General features: G+C 63.6%; 15 protein-coding genes. 10 read left to right on the top strand and 5 right to left on the bottom strand.

The window, feature by feature from the left end; all coding sequences use genetic code 11:
• Positions 1–3: 3 nt before the first annotated feature.
• The 3 genes from O4220_RS06990 to O4220_RS06980 are packed head-to-tail and all read right to left on the bottom strand — an operon-like array spanning position 4 to position 3828.
• Positions 4–1272, bottom strand: a complete 1269-nt coding sequence (locus O4220_RS06990) for a glucarate dehydratase family protein (protein WP_420030324.1) — start codon at positions 1270–1272, stop codon at positions 4–6.
• Positions 1272–2198 carry a 5-dehydro-4-deoxyglucarate dehydratase gene (locus tag O4220_RS06985; RefSeq protein WP_032405225.1) on the bottom strand — a complete coding sequence of 309 codons (927 nt, stop codon included), beginning with the start codon at positions 2196–2198 and terminating at the stop codon, positions 1272–1274. Before O4220_RS06985 ends, O4220_RS06990 begins: the two co-directional genes overlap by 1 nt.
• A 31-nt stretch (positions 2199–2229) precedes the next feature.
• Positions 2230–3828, bottom strand: a complete 1599-nt coding sequence (locus O4220_RS06980) for an aldehyde dehydrogenase (NADP(+)) (RefSeq protein ID WP_269602938.1) — start codon at positions 3826–3828, stop codon at positions 2230–2232.
• A gap of 341 nt (positions 3829–4169) precedes the next feature.
• Here O4220_RS06980 and O4220_RS06975 point away from each other — a divergent pair, with 341 nt between their 5' ends.
• From O4220_RS06975 to O4220_RS06950, 6 genes are all read left to right on the top strand, one after another.
• Positions 4170–5513 carry an MFS transporter gene (locus tag O4220_RS06975; protein WP_269602937.1) on the top strand — a complete coding sequence of 448 codons (1344 nt, stop codon included), beginning with the start codon at positions 4170–4172 and terminating at the stop codon, positions 5511–5513.
• A gap of 32 nt (positions 5514–5545) precedes the next feature.
• Complete coding sequence (locus tag O4220_RS06970; RefSeq protein ID WP_269602936.1) at positions 5546–6892, top strand: enolase C-terminal domain-like protein; 1347 nt, start codon at positions 5546–5548, stop codon at positions 6890–6892.
• 14 nt (positions 6893–6906) lie between these two features.
• Positions 6907–7860, top strand: a complete 954-nt coding sequence (locus tag O4220_RS06965; RefSeq protein ID WP_269602992.1) for a 2-hydroxyacid dehydrogenase — start codon at positions 6907–6909, stop codon at positions 7858–7860.
• Between the two features lie 75 nt (positions 7861–7935).
• Positions 7936–9135: an L-talarate/galactarate dehydratase gene (locus tag O4220_RS06960; RefSeq protein ID WP_269602935.1), complete on the top strand. Its 1200-nt coding sequence runs from the start codon at positions 7936–7938 to the stop codon at positions 9133–9135.
• Positions 9136–9248: 113 nt separating this feature from the next.
• On the top strand, positions 9249–10562 hold the full coding sequence (locus O4220_RS06955) for a TrkH family potassium uptake protein (protein WP_269602991.1): 1314 nt from the start codon (positions 9249–9251) through the stop codon (positions 10560–10562).
• Complete coding sequence (locus O4220_RS06950) at positions 10555–11220, top strand: potassium channel family protein (protein WP_269602934.1); 666 nt, start codon at positions 10555–10557, stop codon at positions 11218–11220. The genes O4220_RS06955 and O4220_RS06950 overlap by 8 nt, the downstream gene beginning before the upstream one ends.
• On the opposite strand, the gene O4220_RS06945 is transcribed toward O4220_RS06950, so the two are convergent.
• A complete protein-coding gene (locus tag O4220_RS06945; RefSeq protein WP_269602933.1) occupies positions 11204–12679 on the bottom strand; it encodes a mannitol dehydrogenase family protein in 1476 nt (491 codons plus the stop codon). The two genes, O4220_RS06950 and O4220_RS06945, sit on opposite strands and share 17 nt — an antisense overlap.
• A complete protein-coding gene (locus tag O4220_RS06940; protein ID WP_269602990.1) occupies positions 12676–13710 on the bottom strand; it encodes an NAD(P)-dependent alcohol dehydrogenase in 1035 nt (344 codons plus the stop codon). Before O4220_RS06940 ends, O4220_RS06945 begins: the two co-directional genes overlap by 4 nt.
• A gap of 116 nt (positions 13711–13826) precedes the next feature.
• Here O4220_RS06940 and O4220_RS06935 point away from each other — a divergent pair, with 116 nt between their 5' ends.
• Genes O4220_RS06935 through O4220_RS06920 form a run of 4 tightly spaced genes read left to right on the top strand, consistent with a single transcriptional unit; the run spans position 13827 to position 18014 of the window.
• A complete protein-coding gene (locus O4220_RS06935) occupies positions 13827–14852 on the top strand; it encodes a sugar-binding transcriptional regulator (RefSeq protein WP_269602932.1) in 1026 nt (341 codons plus the stop codon).
• A gap of 14 nt (positions 14853–14866) precedes the next feature.
• Positions 14867–16201: an ABC transporter substrate-binding protein gene (locus O4220_RS06930; protein WP_420030334.1), complete on the top strand. Its 1335-nt coding sequence runs from the start codon at positions 14867–14869 to the stop codon at positions 16199–16201.
• Entirely contained in the window at positions 16198–17148 is a 951-nt protein-coding gene (locus tag O4220_RS06925) for a carbohydrate ABC transporter permease (RefSeq protein ID WP_269602930.1), read from the top strand. The genes O4220_RS06930 and O4220_RS06925 overlap by 4 nt, the downstream gene beginning before the upstream one ends.
• The gene (locus O4220_RS06920; RefSeq protein WP_032377530.1) at positions 17148–18014 is read left to right on the top strand and encodes a carbohydrate ABC transporter permease; all 867 of its coding nucleotides are present in this window, start codon (positions 17148–17150) and stop codon (positions 18012–18014) included. Before O4220_RS06925 ends, O4220_RS06920 begins: the two co-directional genes overlap by 1 nt.
• Positions 18015–18022 lie beyond the last annotated feature (8 nt).

Raw genomic sequence — 18022 nt, 5'->3', positions numbered from 1 at the left:
GGATCACCACCGCGGGCAGGTGTTCTCGAAGCTCGAATCGATGCTCTGCATGTAGCCGGTGTCGTCACGGTCGCGAATGCCGCAGTCGAGGTACTGCTGATGCAGCGCCGCGAGCGCATCCTGGTCGATCTCGATGCCCAGACCGGGCCCGGTGGGAACGGCCACTGCGCCGTCGACGAAGTTCAACACTCCCGGCACGACGACGTCCTCGCTCTTCCACGGCCAGTGCGTGTCGCAGGCGTAGGTGAGGTTCGGTGTTGCTGCGGCAAGGTGAACCATCGCGGCCAGGCTGATGCCGAGGTGGCTGTTCGAGTGCATCGACAGACCCAGCTCGAATGTCTCACAGATACCGGCGAGCAACCTCGAGCGCTGCAGGCCACCCCAGTAGTGGTGATCCGACAACACCACCTGCACCGAGTCCTTCACCACGGCCGGCTTCAGATGATCGAACGCGACGACGCACATGTTTGTCGCCAGTGGCATCTTCGCCTCGCGCGCGACCTCGGCCATCCCGTCGAGCCCGGGTGTCGGGTCTTCGAGGTATTCCACGATGCCGTCCAGCTCGGAAGCGACTCGAATGGATGTGTCGACCGTCCACGCGGCGTTGGGGTCGAGCCGAAGCGGCAGCTCCGGGAATGCCTCGCGGAGCGCCTTGATTCCGGCTATCTCTTCGTCGGGTGGAAAGACGCCACCCTTGACCTTGATGGCTCCGAAGCCGTACTCGTCGATCATCTTTCGGGCTTGCCGTACGAGGCCGGCCGGGTCGACTGCCTCGCCCCACTCGTCCGGCTGTGCGCCGGGATGCGCTGCCCACTTGTAGAACAGGTACGCACTGAAGGGAACCGAGTCCCGAACCTTGCCGCCGAGCAGATCGGACACCGGCCGGCCGAGCACCTTGCCCTGCACGTCCAGGCAGGCGATCTCGAACGGCGAGAACACTCGGTCGGTGGTACTGGCCGTGGTGATCATTCCGGCGACACCGTCGCCGCCGGTGATCGACAGCGTTCCCAGCACGGATTCGATGGCATCTCGAACCTCGTTGAGTGCGAACACGTCCAAGCCGGTGATGGCATGGGTTGCCGCGTCGAGACGAGCCAGATGAGCGGTGTCGGCGTAGGTCTCACCGAGTCCGACGATGCCGGCATCGGTATCCAGCTGAATGATCGCTCTCAGTGCATACGGCTGATGCACGCCGACGGTGTTGAGCAACGGAGGATCGACGAAGGCGATCGGAGTGATTCGAGCGCCGGTGATCAGGACCGGATCCTGCATCAGTGCACCGCGAGCTCGTCTGCCAGCACGGCCCGGCCGGCGGCAACGATTGCGGTGAGTTCCTCGAGATGCGGTGCGCTGATGTCCACCAGAGGCGGGCGAACGGGCCCTGCCTCGATACCCTCCATCGTCACGCCGGCCTTGATGAGGGAGACGGCGTAACCGGGCACCTTGTCGCGCAAGCGCACGAGCGGGTGGAAGAACTCGCGAAGCAGTGCGGCAGTGAGCTTCTCGTTACCACTGTCGAGTGACCGATAGAACGCCAGCGCCAGTTCGGGTGCGAAGGCGAACGTCGCAGAGGAGTACAGCGTGACACCGATCGCTCGGTACGCCTGCTGGGAGACCTCGGCGGTGGGCAGGCCGTTGAAGAACTGGAAGGGCTTGCCCGACGGCTCGAGTGCATCCAGCACCGCGCGGACGATGCGGCCGACCTGATCGAGATCGCCTGTGCCGTCCTTGAATCCGACGACGGTGGGCAACTGCGCCACCTCGACGGCCGAGTCCTCGGTGAAGCGAGCGTTGCCGCGGTTGTAGACGATCAACGGCAGATCGGACGCGGCGGCGACGGCCTTGGTGTAGTTGACCAGACCGGCCTGCGGCATCGTCACCAGGTACGGAGGCAGCAGCAGGATGCCATCGGCTCCGTTGCTCTTCGCGCTCGCCGCGAACGCCTTTGCCTGGGCGACGGATCCGCCTGCGCCGGCGTACACCGGCACGCGGCCTGCGACGACGTCGACTGCCGTGCGCACGATCTTGCCGAACTCCTCGCCTTCGAGGGCGTGGAATTCACCGGTGCCGCAGGCGATGAACACTCCACCGGGTCCGGCGTCGACACCCTTCGCGATGTGAGCAGCCAGCAGGTCGTAATCGACCTCACCGGAGGCGGTGAACGGGGTGACGGGGAAGAACAGGACTCCGTCGAGCATGGTGGTCTCCTCGAGAACTAGGTGGGGTGAGTCAGTCTTGGGTGAGCTGGCCGTCGATGCGGCGAAAGATTCCCTCGGGGTTTCCGTCAGCGATTGCATTGGGCAGCAATGATTTCGGAACATCCTGGTAGGAAACAGGACGCAGGAATCGTTCGATGGCAAGAGATCCGACCGAGGTGGTGCGGGAGTTGGAGGTGGCGGGGAAGGGCCCGCCGTGAACCATTGCGTGGCCTACCTCGACGCCGGTGGGCCATCCGTCGAACAGGATGCGGCCGGCCTTGAGTTCGAGAACCGAGAGGAGCTTTCCTGCTTCGGCGTGATCGGACTCGTCGGCGTGAACCGTGGCGGTGAGCTGACCTTCGAGTAGCGCGGCGACGTCGCGAACCTGCTGTGCGTCGGTGCAGCGAACGATGAGACTCGATGCGCCGAACACTTCGGCCTGCGCTGCGTCGGAGGTGAGGAACGTATCGGCATCGGTCTCGAACAGTGCGGCGCGGCAGGCATTCGGGGCGTCGGAGTCGGAGCCCCGCGCGACCACGGTAACTGCATCGGTCAGCGTGGCGACACCGTCCGCGTAGCTGGAAGCGATGTTCGGGGTCAGCATCGTGGTGGGGGCGGATTCCTGTACCGCCGCCGTCGCTGCCTCGGTGAAGGACTGCAGTCCTGGTCCGTCCACGGCGATGACGAGTCCGGGGTTGGTGCAGAACTGGCCCGAACCCATCGTCAGCGACGCGACGAAGGCGCGGCCGAGTTCGGCTCCGCGGGAGGCGAGTGCGCCGTCCATGACGAACACAGGGTTGATGGAGCTCATCTCCGCGTAGACCGGGATCGGTTCACGTCGACCGGCTGCGGCGGCGACGAGAGCCGTTCCACCCGAACGTGATCCGGTGAATCCGACGGCCTTGATTCGAGGGTCGGTGACCAGGGCGGTCCCGAGTCCACGGCCGGAGCCGAACAGCAGAGAGAATGTGCCCGACGGCATTCCGGTGGAGGACACCGCTTCGGCGATCGCGCGGCCGACCAGTTCGGACGTTCCCGGATGGGCATCGTGAGCCTTGACGACCACTGGGCACCCGGCAGCGAGAGCGGAGGCGGTGTCGCCGCCGGCGACGGAGAAGGCGAGCGGGAAGTTGCTCGCCCCGAACACGGCAACCGGGCCCAGCGGAATCTGCCGCTGGCGGATGTCGGCGCGCGGGAGCGGTGAGCGCTCGGGTTGCGCCGGATCGATGCGGGCACCGTTCCAACTACCCTCGCGCAGAACCGAAGCGAACAAGCGGAGCTGCCCGGTGGTGCGGCCGACCTCGCCAGTGATGCGGGCCAACGGAAGTCCGGACTCGGCGACGGTGCGCTCGATCAGCGTGTCGCCGAGAGCTGCGATGTTGTCGGCGATGGTTTCGAGAAACTGTGCACGAGTCTCCGAGGAGGTGGCGCGGTAGTCGGCGAAGGCATCGGCCGCTGCGGCACAAGCCTTCTCGACGTCGGTATTGTCACCGTGACCGTAGGCGGGTTCGAGGTCCGCGCCGGTGCTGGGGTCGATTCCGTGAATCTGCGTGCCGCCACCGAAGACCGGGATGCCGGCGATGATCATCCGGCCGGTGAGGTGGGTGGACTGTGTCGTCGACGCTGTCATGGGGGTGACTCCTAAGGCTGTGGTGCGGTGCGTGCGCTGACGCCAGGCGTGACCTGGCTCATAGGTCACCACGCTAGAAGGCCGATCGATACATGTCCAAGTCTAAAAAAGTCGCATTTGATTCAGTCTCGGTATCGATCTTGCTGCCAGGCCCGATGAGCACCGGTTGCCGTTGCCGATACCTCTACTGCATCGGTCGATGCGTAGATGGTCTTGGACATGCATCGATTCGAGGTCCTAATGTCACATGTGAGCCCAATCACTGGGTCGATCCATGCCTGTGCCGGTCACATTCACGCATTGGTAGAGGAAACCGCTCGAGCAACAGAACGGAGCGATCGATGCCGATCACTCTCCCGCCGACACCGGCCGTCGACTCTGCCGTCGCGAAGATATTCCGTCGGGTCGTGCCCTTGTTCATCATCATGCTGATCTGCAATCAGCTGAACCGATCGAACATCGGATACGCCCGCGAATACCTCGAAGCCGACGTCGGTATCGGAGCTGCGGCATACGGATTCGGTGCAGGCGTGTTCTTCATCGCCTACGCGCTCTTCGAGCTTCCGAGCAACGTGATGATGGAGAAGTTCGGTGCCAAGATCTGGCTGACCCGCATCATGGTCAGTTGGGGCACTATCTCGTTCGCCATGGCCTTCGTCAACGGTCCCGAGATGTTCTACATCCTGCGATTCCTGCTCGGAGCGGCCGAGGCGGGCTTCTTCCCGGCGATCATCTTCTACTTCGCCAAGTGGTTGCCCAACAGCCACCGTGGCCGTGCCACTGCCCTGTTCGTCGCCGGATCCTCGGTGGCCGCTGCGATCTCCGGCCCGCTGTCGGGTCCGCTGCTTTCTCTCGACGGACTCTTCGGGGCCCGAGGCTGGCAATACCTGTTCGGCATCGAGGGCCTGCTGTCCGTCGTCGTCGGCATCATCGCCTACTTCCTCATCGATTCGCACGTCAAGGATGCGAAGTGGCTGACCGACGAGGAAAAGCACGACCTGAACGCGGCGATCGCGGTGGAGGAAGCAGAGAAGGCACGTACCTCCGGCATGGGCGACGGGCGTTCGCGCTGGAAGATGTTGCTCGATCCCAAGCTGCTGCTGTTCATCTGGATCTACTTCGCAATCCAGCTCTCGATCTACGCGAACACTTTCTGGCTCCCGTCCATCGTCCGACGGATCGACGGAACCAACGACATCACCGTCGGCTTGCTGTCGTCGCTGCCGTGGATCTGTGCCGTGTTCGCCATGTACTACATGTCCAAGATCGGCGACCGCACCGGCAATCGTCGACCACTGTTGATCATCGCGCTGCTCACCGCGGCTGTGGGTACCTTGGCGGCCGCAGTGGCGTCACCGTGGATCGCGCTGATCTTCCTGTGTATCGCTGCTATGGGATTCAAGAGCGCAAGCCCGCTGTTCTGGTCCTTCCCGCAGTCCACTCTGCATCCGATGGTGCTTGCCGCCGCCATCGCCGTCATCAACTCGGTGGGCAACCTCGGCGGCTTCGTCGCACCGTTCGGCTTCGGACTGATCCAGGAGGCCACCGGTTCGGTGACCTGGGGACTGTATGCGCTTGCCGGCGCGTCTGCTCTCGCCGCGCTGTCCGTACTGCTCATCAAGAAGCCGCGAGGGGTGGTGGCCGAGACCGAGGGCCGCGATGCACCCGTCACCCTGACCAAATAGCATTCGACACCACCGGCCGAGAGGGTCCGATCATGAACTCCGAGAACAGCACCCCCGTCGTCTCCGAGATGCGCGTCATTCCGATCGCAGGGCACGACGACATGTTGCTGAACCTCAGCGGAGCCCACGCCCCGTACTTCACCCGCAATCTGGTGGTGCTCACCGACTCGGACGGGCGCACCGGCGTCGGCGAAGTGCCGGGAGGAGAGGCGATTCGGCAGACTCTCGAGGATGCGCGCGTGCTCGTCGAGGGTCAGGGAGTCGGCCGCTACAACGCAATTCTCGCCGAGATGCGCCGCGCCTTCGCGGATCGTGATGCCGGTGGACGCGGAGCGCAGACCTTCGATCTGCGGGTTGCGATCCACGCTGTGACCGCGGTGGAATCTGCATTACTGGATCTGCTCGGCCAGCACCTCGGCGTCAGCGTCGCGGCGTTGTTGGGCGACGGACAGCAGCGCGAGAAGGTTCAGGCACTGGGCTACCTGTTCTTCGTCGCGGATCGCACCAAGACCGATCTCGCCTATCGAAGTCCAGCGGACGAGGCCGCCGGTGCCGACGACTGGTTGCGCATCAGGCACGAGGAGGCCATGGATCCCGAGTCGATCGTGCGCCTCGCCGAGGCGGCGCAGGCCCGATACGGGTTTCAAGACTTCAAGCTCAAGGGTGGCGCGCTGCCCGCGGCCGAGGAGGCTGCCGCGGTGCGCGCGCTGGCCGAGCGATTCCCCGAGGCTCGAATAACGTTGGATCCCAACGGTGGCTGGCTCCTGAAGGATGCGATCGACACCTGCCGCGGCCTGCGTGATGTGTTGGCCTATGCCGAGGACCCCGTCGGACCGGAGGGTGGATTCTCGGGCCGCGAAGTGATGACCGAATTCAAGCGCGCCACCGGATTGCAGACCGCGACCAACATGATCGCCACCGACTGGCGCGAGATGGGCCACACCATCCGATCCGGCGCGGTGGACATCCCGCTCGCCGACCCGCACTTCTGGACGATGGCCGGTTCCGTCCGCGTCGCGCAGCTGTGCGACGCCTGTGGCCTGACGTGGGGTTCGCACTCCAACAACCACTTCGACGTATCACTGGCGATGTTCACACACGTGGCCGCGGCCGCTCCCGGGAACATCACTGCGATCGACACGCACTGGATCTGGCAGGACGGGCAGCGAGTCACCAAGGAGCCGTTCAGGATCGAGGACGGCTACCTCACCGTGCCCGACAAGCCGGGTCTGGGCGTCGAACTCGACTTCGAGCAGATCGATGCGGCGCACGAGCTGTACCAGAAGGAGGGTCTCGGTTCTCGCGACGACGCCATCGGTATGCAGTATCTGATCGAGGGCTGGACGTTCGACAGCAAGCGGCCGGCCCTGGTTCGATGAGTTCTGGTGCGCTGATGAAGATCGTCGTCGGCGATCGGAATGTGCTGCCCCATCGGGAGCAGTTCGAGGCGGGGCTGCCCGCCGACGCCGAAGTGATCTGGTGCGTGCCGTTCGACGAGTCTCGGGTCATCGCCGAACTTGCCGACGCAGACGTCTACGTCGGTGGCAAGTTCAGTGCGGCCATGGGTGCCGCAGCGCCGAACTTGCGTATGGTGCACGTCGCGGGTGCCGGAACGGACAACGTCGATCGCTCCGGATTGGGTCCCGATGTGCAGGTACGCAACACCTTTCACCACGAGCAGTCGATTGCCGAGTACGTCGTGGCCGCGACCGTGATGCTGCGCCGCAAGTTTCTGGAGCAGGACCGCGCACTCCGCTCCGGAGTGTTCGCCACCGCCGTCTACGACCCGAGCATCGCGCAACCGTTGTCGCTGAGTGGTGCCCGCATCGGATTCGTCGGCTTCGGGCACATCGGTAGGCGAACGTGGCAGTTGTTTCGGGCATACGGCGCAGTGGGTGCTGCGGTCACCGGAAGCGGACGGGCTCCGGATGACGGGCTCGAATGGGTTTCGGGCACAGATGATCTGGGATCACTGGTCGACTTCGCCGACGTCCTGGTGGTCTCCGCACCCCTGAACGAGCGCACCCGCGGAATGATCGGTGCCGAGGAGCTGCGCAGGCTCGGGCCCGACGGGGTGCTCGTCAATGTCGGTCGTGGGCCCTTGGTGCAGGAACAACCACTGTTCGACGCTCTGTCGCGCAACGAGATTGCCGCAGCCGCCATCGATGTCTGGTACCGCTACCCGGGGCCGGACGGGATGGGCGAGCCGAGTGTGTTGCCGTTTCGCGATCTCGACAATGTGCTGATGACGCCCCACTCGTCCGGCGTCACGCATCACACGTTCGTGGGCCGGGTGGCCGATATTGCATCGAACATCGATGCTTTGGCGGCATCGATCGGCCGATAATTGGTGTTGGACCCACATCGTTCGTCGAAATAGTCTGTGAGACAGACTGAATCGACGAGACCAGGAGCCCGAGAGATGACCATCGCCACAGACAAACCGACAAGCGGCCTCACCGCCCCGGATGCTGCGATCGCTGCACTGGCCCCCGGTGCCGCAAGTATCGATCGCATCGTCGAGGTGACGCTGTCCTCGATCGTGTTGCCGCTGAAGAATCCGATCAGTGACGCCAAGGTTCTCACCGGCAGGCAGAAGGCGATGACCGAGGTGGTGTTCCTGTTCGCCGAGATTCGCACAGAACAGGGTCATGAGGGAATCGGTTTCGGGTACTCCAAGCGCGCGGGCGGGCCGGCCCAATTCACGCACGCCCAGGAGATCGCTCCGGTACTCATCGGGGAGGACCCGAACGACATCGGCAAGATCTGGACCAAGCTCGTGTGGGCTGGAGCCTCGGTGGGGCGTAGCGGTGTTGCGACGCAGGCGATTGCCGCGATCGACATCGCCTTGTGGGATCTCAAAGCCAAGCGTGCGGGGTTGCCGCTGGCGAAACTGATCGGCTCGGCGCGCGATTCGGTGCAGACGTACAACACCTCCGGCGGATTTCTCCATACTCCGATAGAGGAGGTCATGGAGAACGCCGCCATCTCGCTCGCAAACGGCATCGGCGGCATCAAACTGAAGGTCGGGCAGCCTGATTGGCGTACCGACATCGCCCGCGTCACCGCCGTGCGCGAGTTTCTCGGCGACGACGTCCCCCTGATGGTCGACGCCAATCAGCAATGGGATCGGCCGACGGCGCAGCGTATGGGCCGCATACTCGAACAATTCGATCTCGTGTGGATCGAGGAGCCCCTTGACGCCTATGACGCAGAGGGGCATGCTCAGCTCGCTCGCAGCCTCGACACCTCCATCGCGACGGGGGAGATGTTGGCCAGCGTCGGCGAGCACGTGCGCCTCATCGAGGCAGGTTCGGTCGACATCCTGCAGCCGGACGCTCCCCGCATCGGCGGCATCACGCAATTCCTGAAACTGGCGACGCTGGCCGAGCACCACAATCTTCAGCTCGCCCCGCATTTCGCCATGGAGATCCACCTGCACCTTGCAGCGGTGTATCCACTGCAGACCTGGGTGGAGCACTTCGACTGGTTGGACCCACTGTTCGACGAACACCTCGAGACCCGAGACGGGCGCATGCATCTGTCTGCGCGCCCGGGATTGGGCTTCACATTGAGCGAGCAGGGACGCGCATGGACCGTTGCGAAGGCTGTGGTGCGCTGACGTGGGAGCGCTGCCGCGAAGCGGCTCTTACCACCGGTACTGTCTGCCGAGTGACAGACGCTCGCCCGGCATCGCGATGGTCCACGGTCTTTCGGCTCACGCCGGTTCGGCTCATGGCGTCCGGATTCGCACTGGCCATCCTGGTCGGTGCAGGCGTGCTGATGCTTCCGACGGCCACCCAGTCCGGGATCGCGTCCGGGTTTCTGCAGGCGTTGTTCACATCGACCTCGGCGGTCAGTTTGACCGGCCTGATCGTGGTGGACACGCCGGTGTACTGGTCGGGTTTCGGGCAGGGCGTGATTCTCGGCCTGATCCAGGTCGGCGGATTCGGGATCATGACGATCGCGTCGTTGGTCGGATTGGTCCTGGCCGATCGAATCGGTCTGCGCGGCAGGCTCAATGCGGCCGCCGAGGTACGCACGTCGGGTCTGGGCGACGTCAGGAGTGTCGTCGTCGGGGTGTTCCGGACGAGCCTGATCATCGAGGGCGTGGTAGCCCTCTGTCTGGCTGCGCGCTTCGTCGTCGGCTACGACGAGCCACCCGGGCGCGCACTCTGGTTGGGTATCTTCCATGCCGTCTCGGCGTTCAACAACGCCGGTTTCGCCCTCTTCAGCGACAACATGATCGGGTTCGCCACCGACCCGTGGATCTGTGTGCCGCTGTTGATCGCGGTCGTGTTGGGCGGCATCGGATTTCCGGTTCTGTTCGAGGTCGCCCGTCACCTCCGCGCACGTGCCGGCGGCGTTCGGGCACGCAAGCGATGGTCACTGCACACTCGAATGACGCTGACCGTCACCGGCGTTCTTCTGGTCCTCGGGCCCACGGTGGTGATGTTGTTCGAGTGGTCCAGAACGCTGGGTGGATTCGACTTCTGGGACAAGATGCTCGTGGCGACGTTCCAGGGCGTCATGCCCCGAACCGCAGGATTCAACAGCGTCGACTACGCGGATGTGGACAACGCGACCCTGCTTGTCACCGACGTCTTGATGTTCATCGGTGGTGGTAGCGGCGGCACGGCGGGTGGCATCAAGGTCACAACGTTCGCCCTGTTGTTGTTCGTCATTCTGGCCGAGATCCGCGGTGACCGTGAGGTGTCGGTGTTCGGTCGGCGAATCGACGCGCGTGTGCAGCGTCAGGCGTTGACCGTCGCGTTGATCGGGGTCGCGTTGGTCATGCTGCCGGTTGTGGCGCTGTTGGCCGGCACGAATTTCGACCTCGACGTCCTTCTCTTCGAGGTCGTCTCGGCGTTCGCGACGGTAGGCCTGTCCACCGGAATCACCGCGCAGCTACCCGGCTGGGGTCAGGTGGTTCTGATAGTCCTGATGTATCTGGGCCGCATCGGTTCCATCACCCTGGTCAGTGCCCTCGCCGCCCGCGACCGCGGACGGCGATACACGCTTCCCACGGAAAGGCCGTTCATTGGCTAGGAAACCATCCTCCGACGTCGTTGTCGTTCTCGGTCTCGGTCGCTTCGGTAAGTCTCTCGCACTCGAACTGATGGACCAAGGGGTCGAGGTACTCGGCGTCGACAGCGACGAGGCCGTAGTGCAGCGTGTGGCAGACCGTCTGACGCACGCTGTGGTAGCCGATACCACCGACGAGGAGTCTCTGCGGCAACTGTCGGTGCACGAGTACGACCGTGCCGTCGTGGGTATCGGTTCCAATCTCGAAGCGAGCCTGCTCACCGCATCGGCTCTGGTCAATTTGTCGATGTCGACCATCTGGGCCAAGGCTCTGAGCAACGCGCACGCCAAGATTCTCAGCCAGATCGGCGTCCATCACGTCGTCAGGCCCGAGCACGACATGGGCAAGCGAGTAGCTCACCTGGTACGTGGTCGGATGATGGACTACATCGAGTTCGACGACGGCTACGCCATGGCGAAGACGTCGCCGCCGGCCTCACTGATAGGAAAGACTCTGGGCGAGAGCGGAATCCGCACCAAGCACGGAGTCACCGTCGTCGCAGTCAAGCGTCTGGGTGAAGGGTTCACCTATGCAACAGCGGAGACGGTGATCGGTGCGGGCGATACCGTCATCGTCTCCGGCCAGGTTCGAGACACCGAGAGATTCAGTGAGTCGACATGAGTGATTCGAGGGTTGCGCGCGCACCGTTTTCCTGAAGTGATGACAGTTGTTTCGTGTACTCGGCGACGAACCGCTCGTTGTCGATCAGATCCCCGAACACGGCGCGGTTGGCGATGAAGGCCGTCGGATTCTCCCGCTGACTCTGTGCGATCGGAACGAGTGAATCCTTCAGCTGGTCGACGATGTCGATCGGATCTCCGGCCTCGTCGACCGCCTCGGCGTAGCGGGCCCAGCTCGCGACGACCGCGGTGGAGCGCGTGATCTCACCGCCGGTCTCGAGGTTCTTGCGGATGACGGGCAAGAGCCACTTGGGAATTCGATCCGAGGACTCGGCGCACAGGCGTGCGACGGTATCGCGAATTTCCGGGTTGGAGAACCGTTCGATGAGCGTGTGCTTGTATTCGGCGAGGTCGATGCCGGGAACGGGTTGCAGTGTGGGCGTTGCTTCCTCGTCCATGTATGCGAGCAGGAACGCGGCGAACTGCGGGTCCTGGCAGACTTCGTGCACCAGTCGAAAACCGCTGAGGTAGCCGAAGTATGCGAGGGCCTGATGGCTGGCGTTGAGCAGGCGCAGCTTCATCAGCTCGTACGGCGTGACGTCGTCGACAACCTGAACTCCGACGTCCTCGAGAGGGGGGCGTCCCAGCGTGAAGTTGTCCTCGAGCACCCACTGTGTGAACGGCTCACCGGCTACGGGCCACTGATCGTCGATGGCGTAGCGGGCCGAGAGTTCCTCGATCACTTCCGGTGTCGTGACCGGAGTGATGCGATCCACCATCGAGTTGGGGAACGCCCCTTCTGCGGCGATCCACTCTGCGAGAGCCGGGTCCTTCAGGCGGGCGAAGGTGGTGAATGTCGATTGTGCGATGTGGCCGTTGCCTTCGATGTTGTCGCACGACATGATCGTGAACGGCTTCAGTCCGCGTTCCTTGCGCCGTGACAATGCCTCCACGACGAGCCCGAATGTGGTTGCCGGAACGGCCCCGTCCACGAGATCGGCGACGATGGCGGGGTTCTCGACGTCGAACTCCCCGGTGGTCGCGGAGAAGTTGTAGCCGCCCTCGGTGATCGTGAGGGAGACGATTCTCGTGGTCTCCGCGGCCATCTTCTCGATGACGGCCTCTGCGTCGTCGGGCGCGAAGAGATATTCGACGATGGATCCGATGACGCGGGTGTCCCACGTGCCGTCGGAATGCTTGAGCGCCAACGTGTACAGGCAGTTCTGCGCCTCCATGGCATCCTTCATCCGGCGGTCTCCTGGAAGTACGCCGATCCCGCAGATGCCCCACTCGGACCCTTGCCCCTGTTGCAACAACCGGTCGATGTACATCGCTTGATGCGCTCGATGGAAGCCGCCGACACCGAAATGCACGATGCCCACGGTGACGTCGGAACGGTCGTAGGTGGGAACGGCCACGTCCTCGATGAAGTCGTCGAGATTGCGCGAGTTCAACTTCATGCGTTTGTCTCCTTCGATGGGCTCTGGGAAAGACCGGGAATCACAACGGCTTTGATGCTGCCGGGTTGCTTGTCTGCGTTCAAGGCATCTTCGACGCGATCGAGGCCGAACCGTGCCGTCACCATCGCGTCGAGATCCACCATGCCCGACGCCACCAGGTCGCGTGCGATGGGCCACGTGTTGGCGTAGCGGAAGACTCCGGTGACCACCAACTCTCGATTCTGAATCACCGAGATCGGCAGCGGGTAGTCCGATCCGCCCATTCCGACGAGGACGACGGTACCGGCCGGCCGGACCGCATGAATGCCGTCGAACACCGCACGCGCCGCACCGGATGCGTCGATGAAGGCATCGACCGACAACGCACGCACGTCCTCGGTGGTGGGGTCGAGAACCTGCGTCGCACCGAATGTTGTTGCGTTGGCACGGCGGGAGGAGTCGAGGTCTGTGACGATCACCTCGGTGGCTCCGAAGGCGCGGGCCACCTGTGCGGTGACGATCCCGACGGGGCCTGCGCCCGCGATGAGCACGCTCGAACCGGCCGAGATTCGCGCCTTCTGCGCCGACGCGATACCGACCGACAGCGGCTCGAAGAGAGCCGCGGCCTCGTCGGAGATGGTGTCCGGAATGTCGTGCGCGAACGTCGATTGGATCAGCACGTATTCAGCCAGTGCGCCGTCGATGGGCGGGGTCGCGAAGAATTCCATGGCCGGGCACAGGTTGTAACGGCCGGCGCGGGATTGGGCGCTGGTGGGATCCGGTCGTTGCGGTTCGATGGATACGCGCTGCCCGACGCGGGTGCCCGGGACGTCGGAGCCGACGGCCACGATCACGCCCGCGGCCTCGTGCCCGAGCACGAGGGGGCCGTCGACCACGTAGTCGCCGATGCGTCCTTCGCGGTAGTAGTGCGCATCGGATCCGCATACTCCCACGGCCGTGACCTGCACGAGGACCTCGTCGGACGCGGGTGTGGGGACGGGCCGTTCTTCGAGTCGGATCTCGTGCACGCCGGTGAGCACGCTGGCCTGCATGGACTGTGGCACGGGTCGCTGGACGCGAGGGGGTGTTGTGTAGATCACACCTTAATGTTAGCTTAGTGAGCAGATGAACACGAGCTGAGCATCTGCTCACCAGGCGGGGAGGCGTAATGGACGGATCGGAGCCCACTGGGGCGAAGTCCGCGCGGTCAGGAGAGGATCTCCGCCTGGCTTTGCGCGCTGCCACCATGTACCACCTCGAAGGTGCGACGCAGGCAGAGATCGCCGTGAAGCTGGGTGTCTCGCGCCCGACCGCAGGACGGTTGGTCGCACGGGCCCGTTCCCAAGGGCTCGTGACGATCGAGATCAACGTCCCCGACGATTTGCAGGGCACCGTGCACGCGGACGTCGAGCGTGAGCTCGAGGCGCAGTACGGACTCACCGAGGTACTGGTCGTCTCGGACGTCATCGACGGAACGGACGCTGGCTACGGGTCTCTGGGCCGTGCGGCAGCGACGTTGCTCTCCCGTCGACTCAAGGATCAGGACGTTCTCGGTTTCACCTGGGGTCCAGAAACGGTGGCCGTCGCGAGTTCACTCAAGACCAGGTCCACCAAATGTGCTGCGGTGGTTCAACTCGACGGTTCCATCACCTCGGCCGACTATCAGACCGGTGTCGAGTACACACTCGGGCGGTGCGCTGCCTATCTACAGGCGACGCCCATCCGGCTCAATGCTCCGTTGTACGCCGACCAGGCGACAGTGGTTGCGCTGGAGCAGGATTCCGTGATCTCTCGCGCCCTCAAAGCCGGGGCCGATGCCGAGGTGATGATGTACGGCATCGGTCCCGTTTCCACGTCCACCACGCTGTTCGAGGGCAGCTTCATCGACCTCGAGGTGCTCGACGAACTGCGCCGACTCGGCGCGGTGGGCGAGATCGGCGGGCGGTTCTACGACGCCGACGGTCAGGACACCGGAGGATCGCTCCCCGGCCGAACCGTGTCGGTGGGGCTCGACGCCATCAGGGCGTGTGACCGGGCTGTGCTCGTCACCGGTGGACAACGTAAACACGAGGCGCTGCTCGGTGCTCTGCGCGGCGGACTGGCCTCGATTCTGGTGACCGACATCGAAAGTGCACGTTGGCTCGTTGCGCAAGCTCCTGCAACGGCAACCTCCAATGGAAAGGTATTTCAGTGAGGGTTTTACCGAAAGTGGCTGTCGCGGCCTCGCTCGCGACAACCTTGGTGCTGTCCGGATGTGCCGGAGCCGGCTCGTTCGGTGGTGACGGTGATGGCAAGACGATCACCGTTGCGATCGTCTCGAATTCGCAGATGTCCGATGCCATTTCCCTTGCTCCGGAGTTCGAGGCGGAGAACCCGGGTATCAATCTGAAGTTCGTGTCGCTGTCGGAGAACGAGGCGCGGGCGAAGATCACTGCGTCGGTGGCGACCGGCGGTGGTGAGTTCGATGTGGTGATGATCAGCAACTTCGAGACCCCGCAGTGGGCGGAGAACGGGTGGCTGACCAATCTGTCCGAGTATGCCGACGCCACACCGGGTTACGACGAGGACGACTTCATCCCCACGTTGAAGGAATCGCTGTCCTACGAGGGCAGCATGTACTCGGTGCCCTTCTACGGTGAGTCGTCGTTCCTGATGTACCGCAAGGACCTGATGGAGGCCGCCGGCATCACGATGCCCGAGGAGCCCACCTGGCAGGAAGTCGCCGACGCCGCAGCGAAGCTCGACAGTCCTGACGTCTCGGGTATCTGCCTCCGCGGAAAGCCCGGTTGGGGTGAGGTTCTGGCGCCGCTCGACACCGTCATCAACGCCTTCGGTGGACGGTGGTTCGACGAGAACTGGAACGCGCAGCTCAACAGCCCAGAGGTGGAACAGGCCGTTCAGTTCTACGTCGACCTGGTTCGTGAGCACGGTCAAGCCGGTGCAGCGACAAGCGGTTTCAGTGAGTGCGGCACGCAGCTCTCACAGGGAAACACCGCGATGTGGTACGACGCAACGTCCGCTGTGTCGGTGTTGGAGGATCCCACCTCGAGCAACGTCGTCGGCAAGATCGGCTATGCCAAGGCACCGTCGGCAGCCAAGGGCGACAACGGGTGGCTGTACTCCTGGGCACTCGGTATCCCGAAGACGTCGGAGAATCCCGACGACGCATGGAAGTTCGTCTCGTGGATGACCAGCAAGGAATACCTGAACAAGGTCGGCAACGAATTGGGTTGGGAACGAGTACCTCCCGGTAGCCGCCTGTCCACCTACGAGATCCCGGAGTACGAACAGGCATCCGCGGCCTATGGGCAGGTCACCCTGGATTCCATCAACGGTGCCGATCCCAACAATCCCACGGTCGATCCGGTTCCGTACACCGGAGTGCAGTTCCTGACCATTCCCGAGTTCCAGGACCTGGGAACCCGCGTCAGCCAACAGATCAGCGCCGCAGTGGCAGGGCGAATCAGCGTCCACGACGCGCTCGAACAAGCGCAGCAGTACGCCGAAGTGGTCGGCAAGACGTACCAGGAGGGCCAGGGATGACCACCACCGAAACACGATCGGCGCAGACCGATTCCGAGGAATTCGTACCGAGACCCAGGACGATCTCGAAGGCGGAAGGGTGGCGTCGCCGCGGCCCTCTGCTGCCGGCCATGGTGTTCGCCATTCTCGTCACCCAGGTCCCGTTCCTGTTCACGCTGTACTACTCGACGCAGTCGTGGAACCTCGTTCGACCGGGTTCGCAGAAGTTCAACTGGCTCAACAACTATGTCGCAGTCTTCCAGGACAGCCAGTTCCGTGAGGTCGCTCTCAACACGGTGATCATGATCGTCGGAACCGTCATCATCTCGGTGGTTCTCGGGTTGTTCCTGGCTCTGCTGCTGGACCGGAAGTTCATCGGCCGCAGTCTGATCCGCACACTGCTGATCACGCCGTTCCTGATCACCCCGGTTGCCGGCGCGTTGATCTGGAAGACCACGATGTTCGATCCCGTCTTCGGCCTGATCAACTTCGTACTGAGCCCGTTCGGTGTGGATCAGATCGACTGGGTCTCGCGTTACCCATTGCCCGCCGTCATGGCGAACCTGATCTGGCAGTGGACCCCGTTCATGATGCTGCTCATCCTCGCCGGTCTGCAGTCGATGCCCAAGGACATCGCCGAGGCCGCACGGGTCGACGGTGCTGGCCCGGTCAAGCTCTTCCGTGAGCTCACCCTCCCGCATCTGCGTCGATTCATCGAGCTCGGTGCCGTTCTCGGTGCGATCTACCTCGTCAACACCTTCGACGCCGTCTACATGATGACCTCGGGCGGGCCGGGTGTCGCCAGCGCGAACCTGCCCTTCTACATCTATCAGCGCGCGTTCCTCGGCTTCGACATCGGGCAAGCCGCGGCCATGGGTGTCGTCACCGTGGTAGCCACCATCATCGTCAGCACCCTGGCGCTGAGACTGATCTTCAAGAGCTTCAGCGGAACCGAGGAGGCAGCGTGATGAGTACCGCAACCGTAGAAAAGTCGACCGACGCCGCGCCGATCAAGCGCAAGAGCAAGTGGGGCCCGGGGTCCATCTGGTCCTTCGTGGCCTGGGTCGCGGGCATCGCGTTCTTCTTCCCGGTGCTGTGGATGGTGCTCACGGGCTTCAAGCAGGAGGCCGACGCCTACTCCGACCCGCCCAAGCTGTTCTTCACGCCGACCCTCGATCAGTACCGCGGGGTCCTGGAGAGTGGCATCGGCACCACGCTGCTGAACTCGGCGTTCGCAACGGTCGTCTCGACCATCTTCGTTCTGCTGCTCGGTGTTCCGGCTGCCTTCGCGCTGTCGCTGCGACCGGTCAAGAAGACGAAGGACGTGCTGTTCTTCTTCATCTCCACCAAGATGCTCCCGGTCGTCGCGGCAATCGTTCCGTTGTACGTCATCGTCGGCGACATCGGAATGTTGGACAACATCTGGACCTTGGTCGTGCTGTACACCGCGATGAATCTTCCCATCGCCGTGTGGATGATGCGTTCGTTCTTCCTCGAGGTGCCGAGTGAACTGCTCGAGGCCGCGAGTATGGACGGCGCATCGCTGTGGACCTCGGTGCGCGAGGTGATCCTGCCGCTCGTCTCGCCCGGTATCGCGGCGACGTCGCTCATCTGCGTGATCTTCTCGTGGAACGAGTTCTTCTTCGCGGTCAACCTCACTGCCGTTCAGGCCCAGACGATTCCGGTGTACCTCGTCGGATTCATCACCGGCCAGGGCCTGTACTGGGCCCAGCTTTCCGCTGCTGCGACGTTCGCAGCACTTCCCGTCGTCCTTGCCGGATGGTTCGCGCAGAACAAGCTCGTGCGCGGCCTGTCCTTCGGCGCAATCAAGTAGGAGAAAGT

The sequence above is a fragment of the Rhodococcus ruber genome (assembly GCF_027270735.1).
GTDB classification, from domain to species: Bacteria; Actinomycetota; Actinomycetes; order Mycobacteriales; family Mycobacteriaceae; genus Rhodococcoides; species Rhodococcoides rubrum_A.
This window is presented reverse-complemented; position numbering and strand designations above follow the sequence as displayed.

Coding starts and splice junctions, on each gene's coding strand:
- O4220_RS06990 (WP_420030324.1), bottom strand. CDS start 1,272: ATGCAGGATCCGGTCCTGATCACCGGCGCTCGAATCACTCCGATCGCC.
- O4220_RS06985 (WP_032405225.1), bottom strand. CDS start 2,198: ATGCTCGACGGAGTCCTGTTCTTCCCCGTCACCCCGTTCACCGCCTCC.
- O4220_RS06980 (WP_269602938.1), bottom strand. CDS start 3,828: ATGACAGCGTCGACGACACAGTCCACCCACCTCACCGGCCGGATGATC.
- O4220_RS06975 (WP_269602937.1), top strand. CDS start 4,170: ATGCCGATCACTCTCCCGCCGACACCGGCCGTCGACTCTGCCGTCGCG.
- O4220_RS06970 (WP_269602936.1), top strand. CDS start 5,546: ATGAACTCCGAGAACAGCACCCCCGTCGTCTCCGAGATGCGCGTCATT.
- O4220_RS06965 (WP_269602992.1), top strand. CDS start 6,907: ATGAAGATCGTCGTCGGCGATCGGAATGTGCTGCCCCATCGGGAGCAG.
- O4220_RS06960 (WP_269602935.1), top strand. CDS start 7,936: ATGACCATCGCCACAGACAAACCGACAAGCGGCCTCACCGCCCCGGAT.
- O4220_RS06955 (WP_269602991.1), top strand. CDS start 9,249: ATGGCGTCCGGATTCGCACTGGCCATCCTGGTCGGTGCAGGCGTGCTG.
- O4220_RS06945 (WP_269602933.1), bottom strand. CDS start 12,679: ATGAAGTTGAACTCGCGCAATCTCGACGACTTCATCGAGGACGTGGCC.
- O4220_RS06940 (WP_269602990.1), bottom strand. CDS start 13,710: ATGCAGGCCAGCGTGCTCACCGGCGTGCACGAGATCCGACTCGAAGAA.
- O4220_RS06935 (WP_269602932.1), top strand. CDS start 13,827: ATGGACGGATCGGAGCCCACTGGGGCGAAGTCCGCGCGGTCAGGAGAG.
- O4220_RS06925 (WP_269602930.1), top strand. CDS start 16,198: ATGACCACCACCGAAACACGATCGGCGCAGACCGATTCCGAGGAATTC.
- O4220_RS06920 (WP_032377530.1), top strand. CDS start 17,148: ATGAGTACCGCAACCGTAGAAAAGTCGACCGACGCCGCGCCGATCAAG.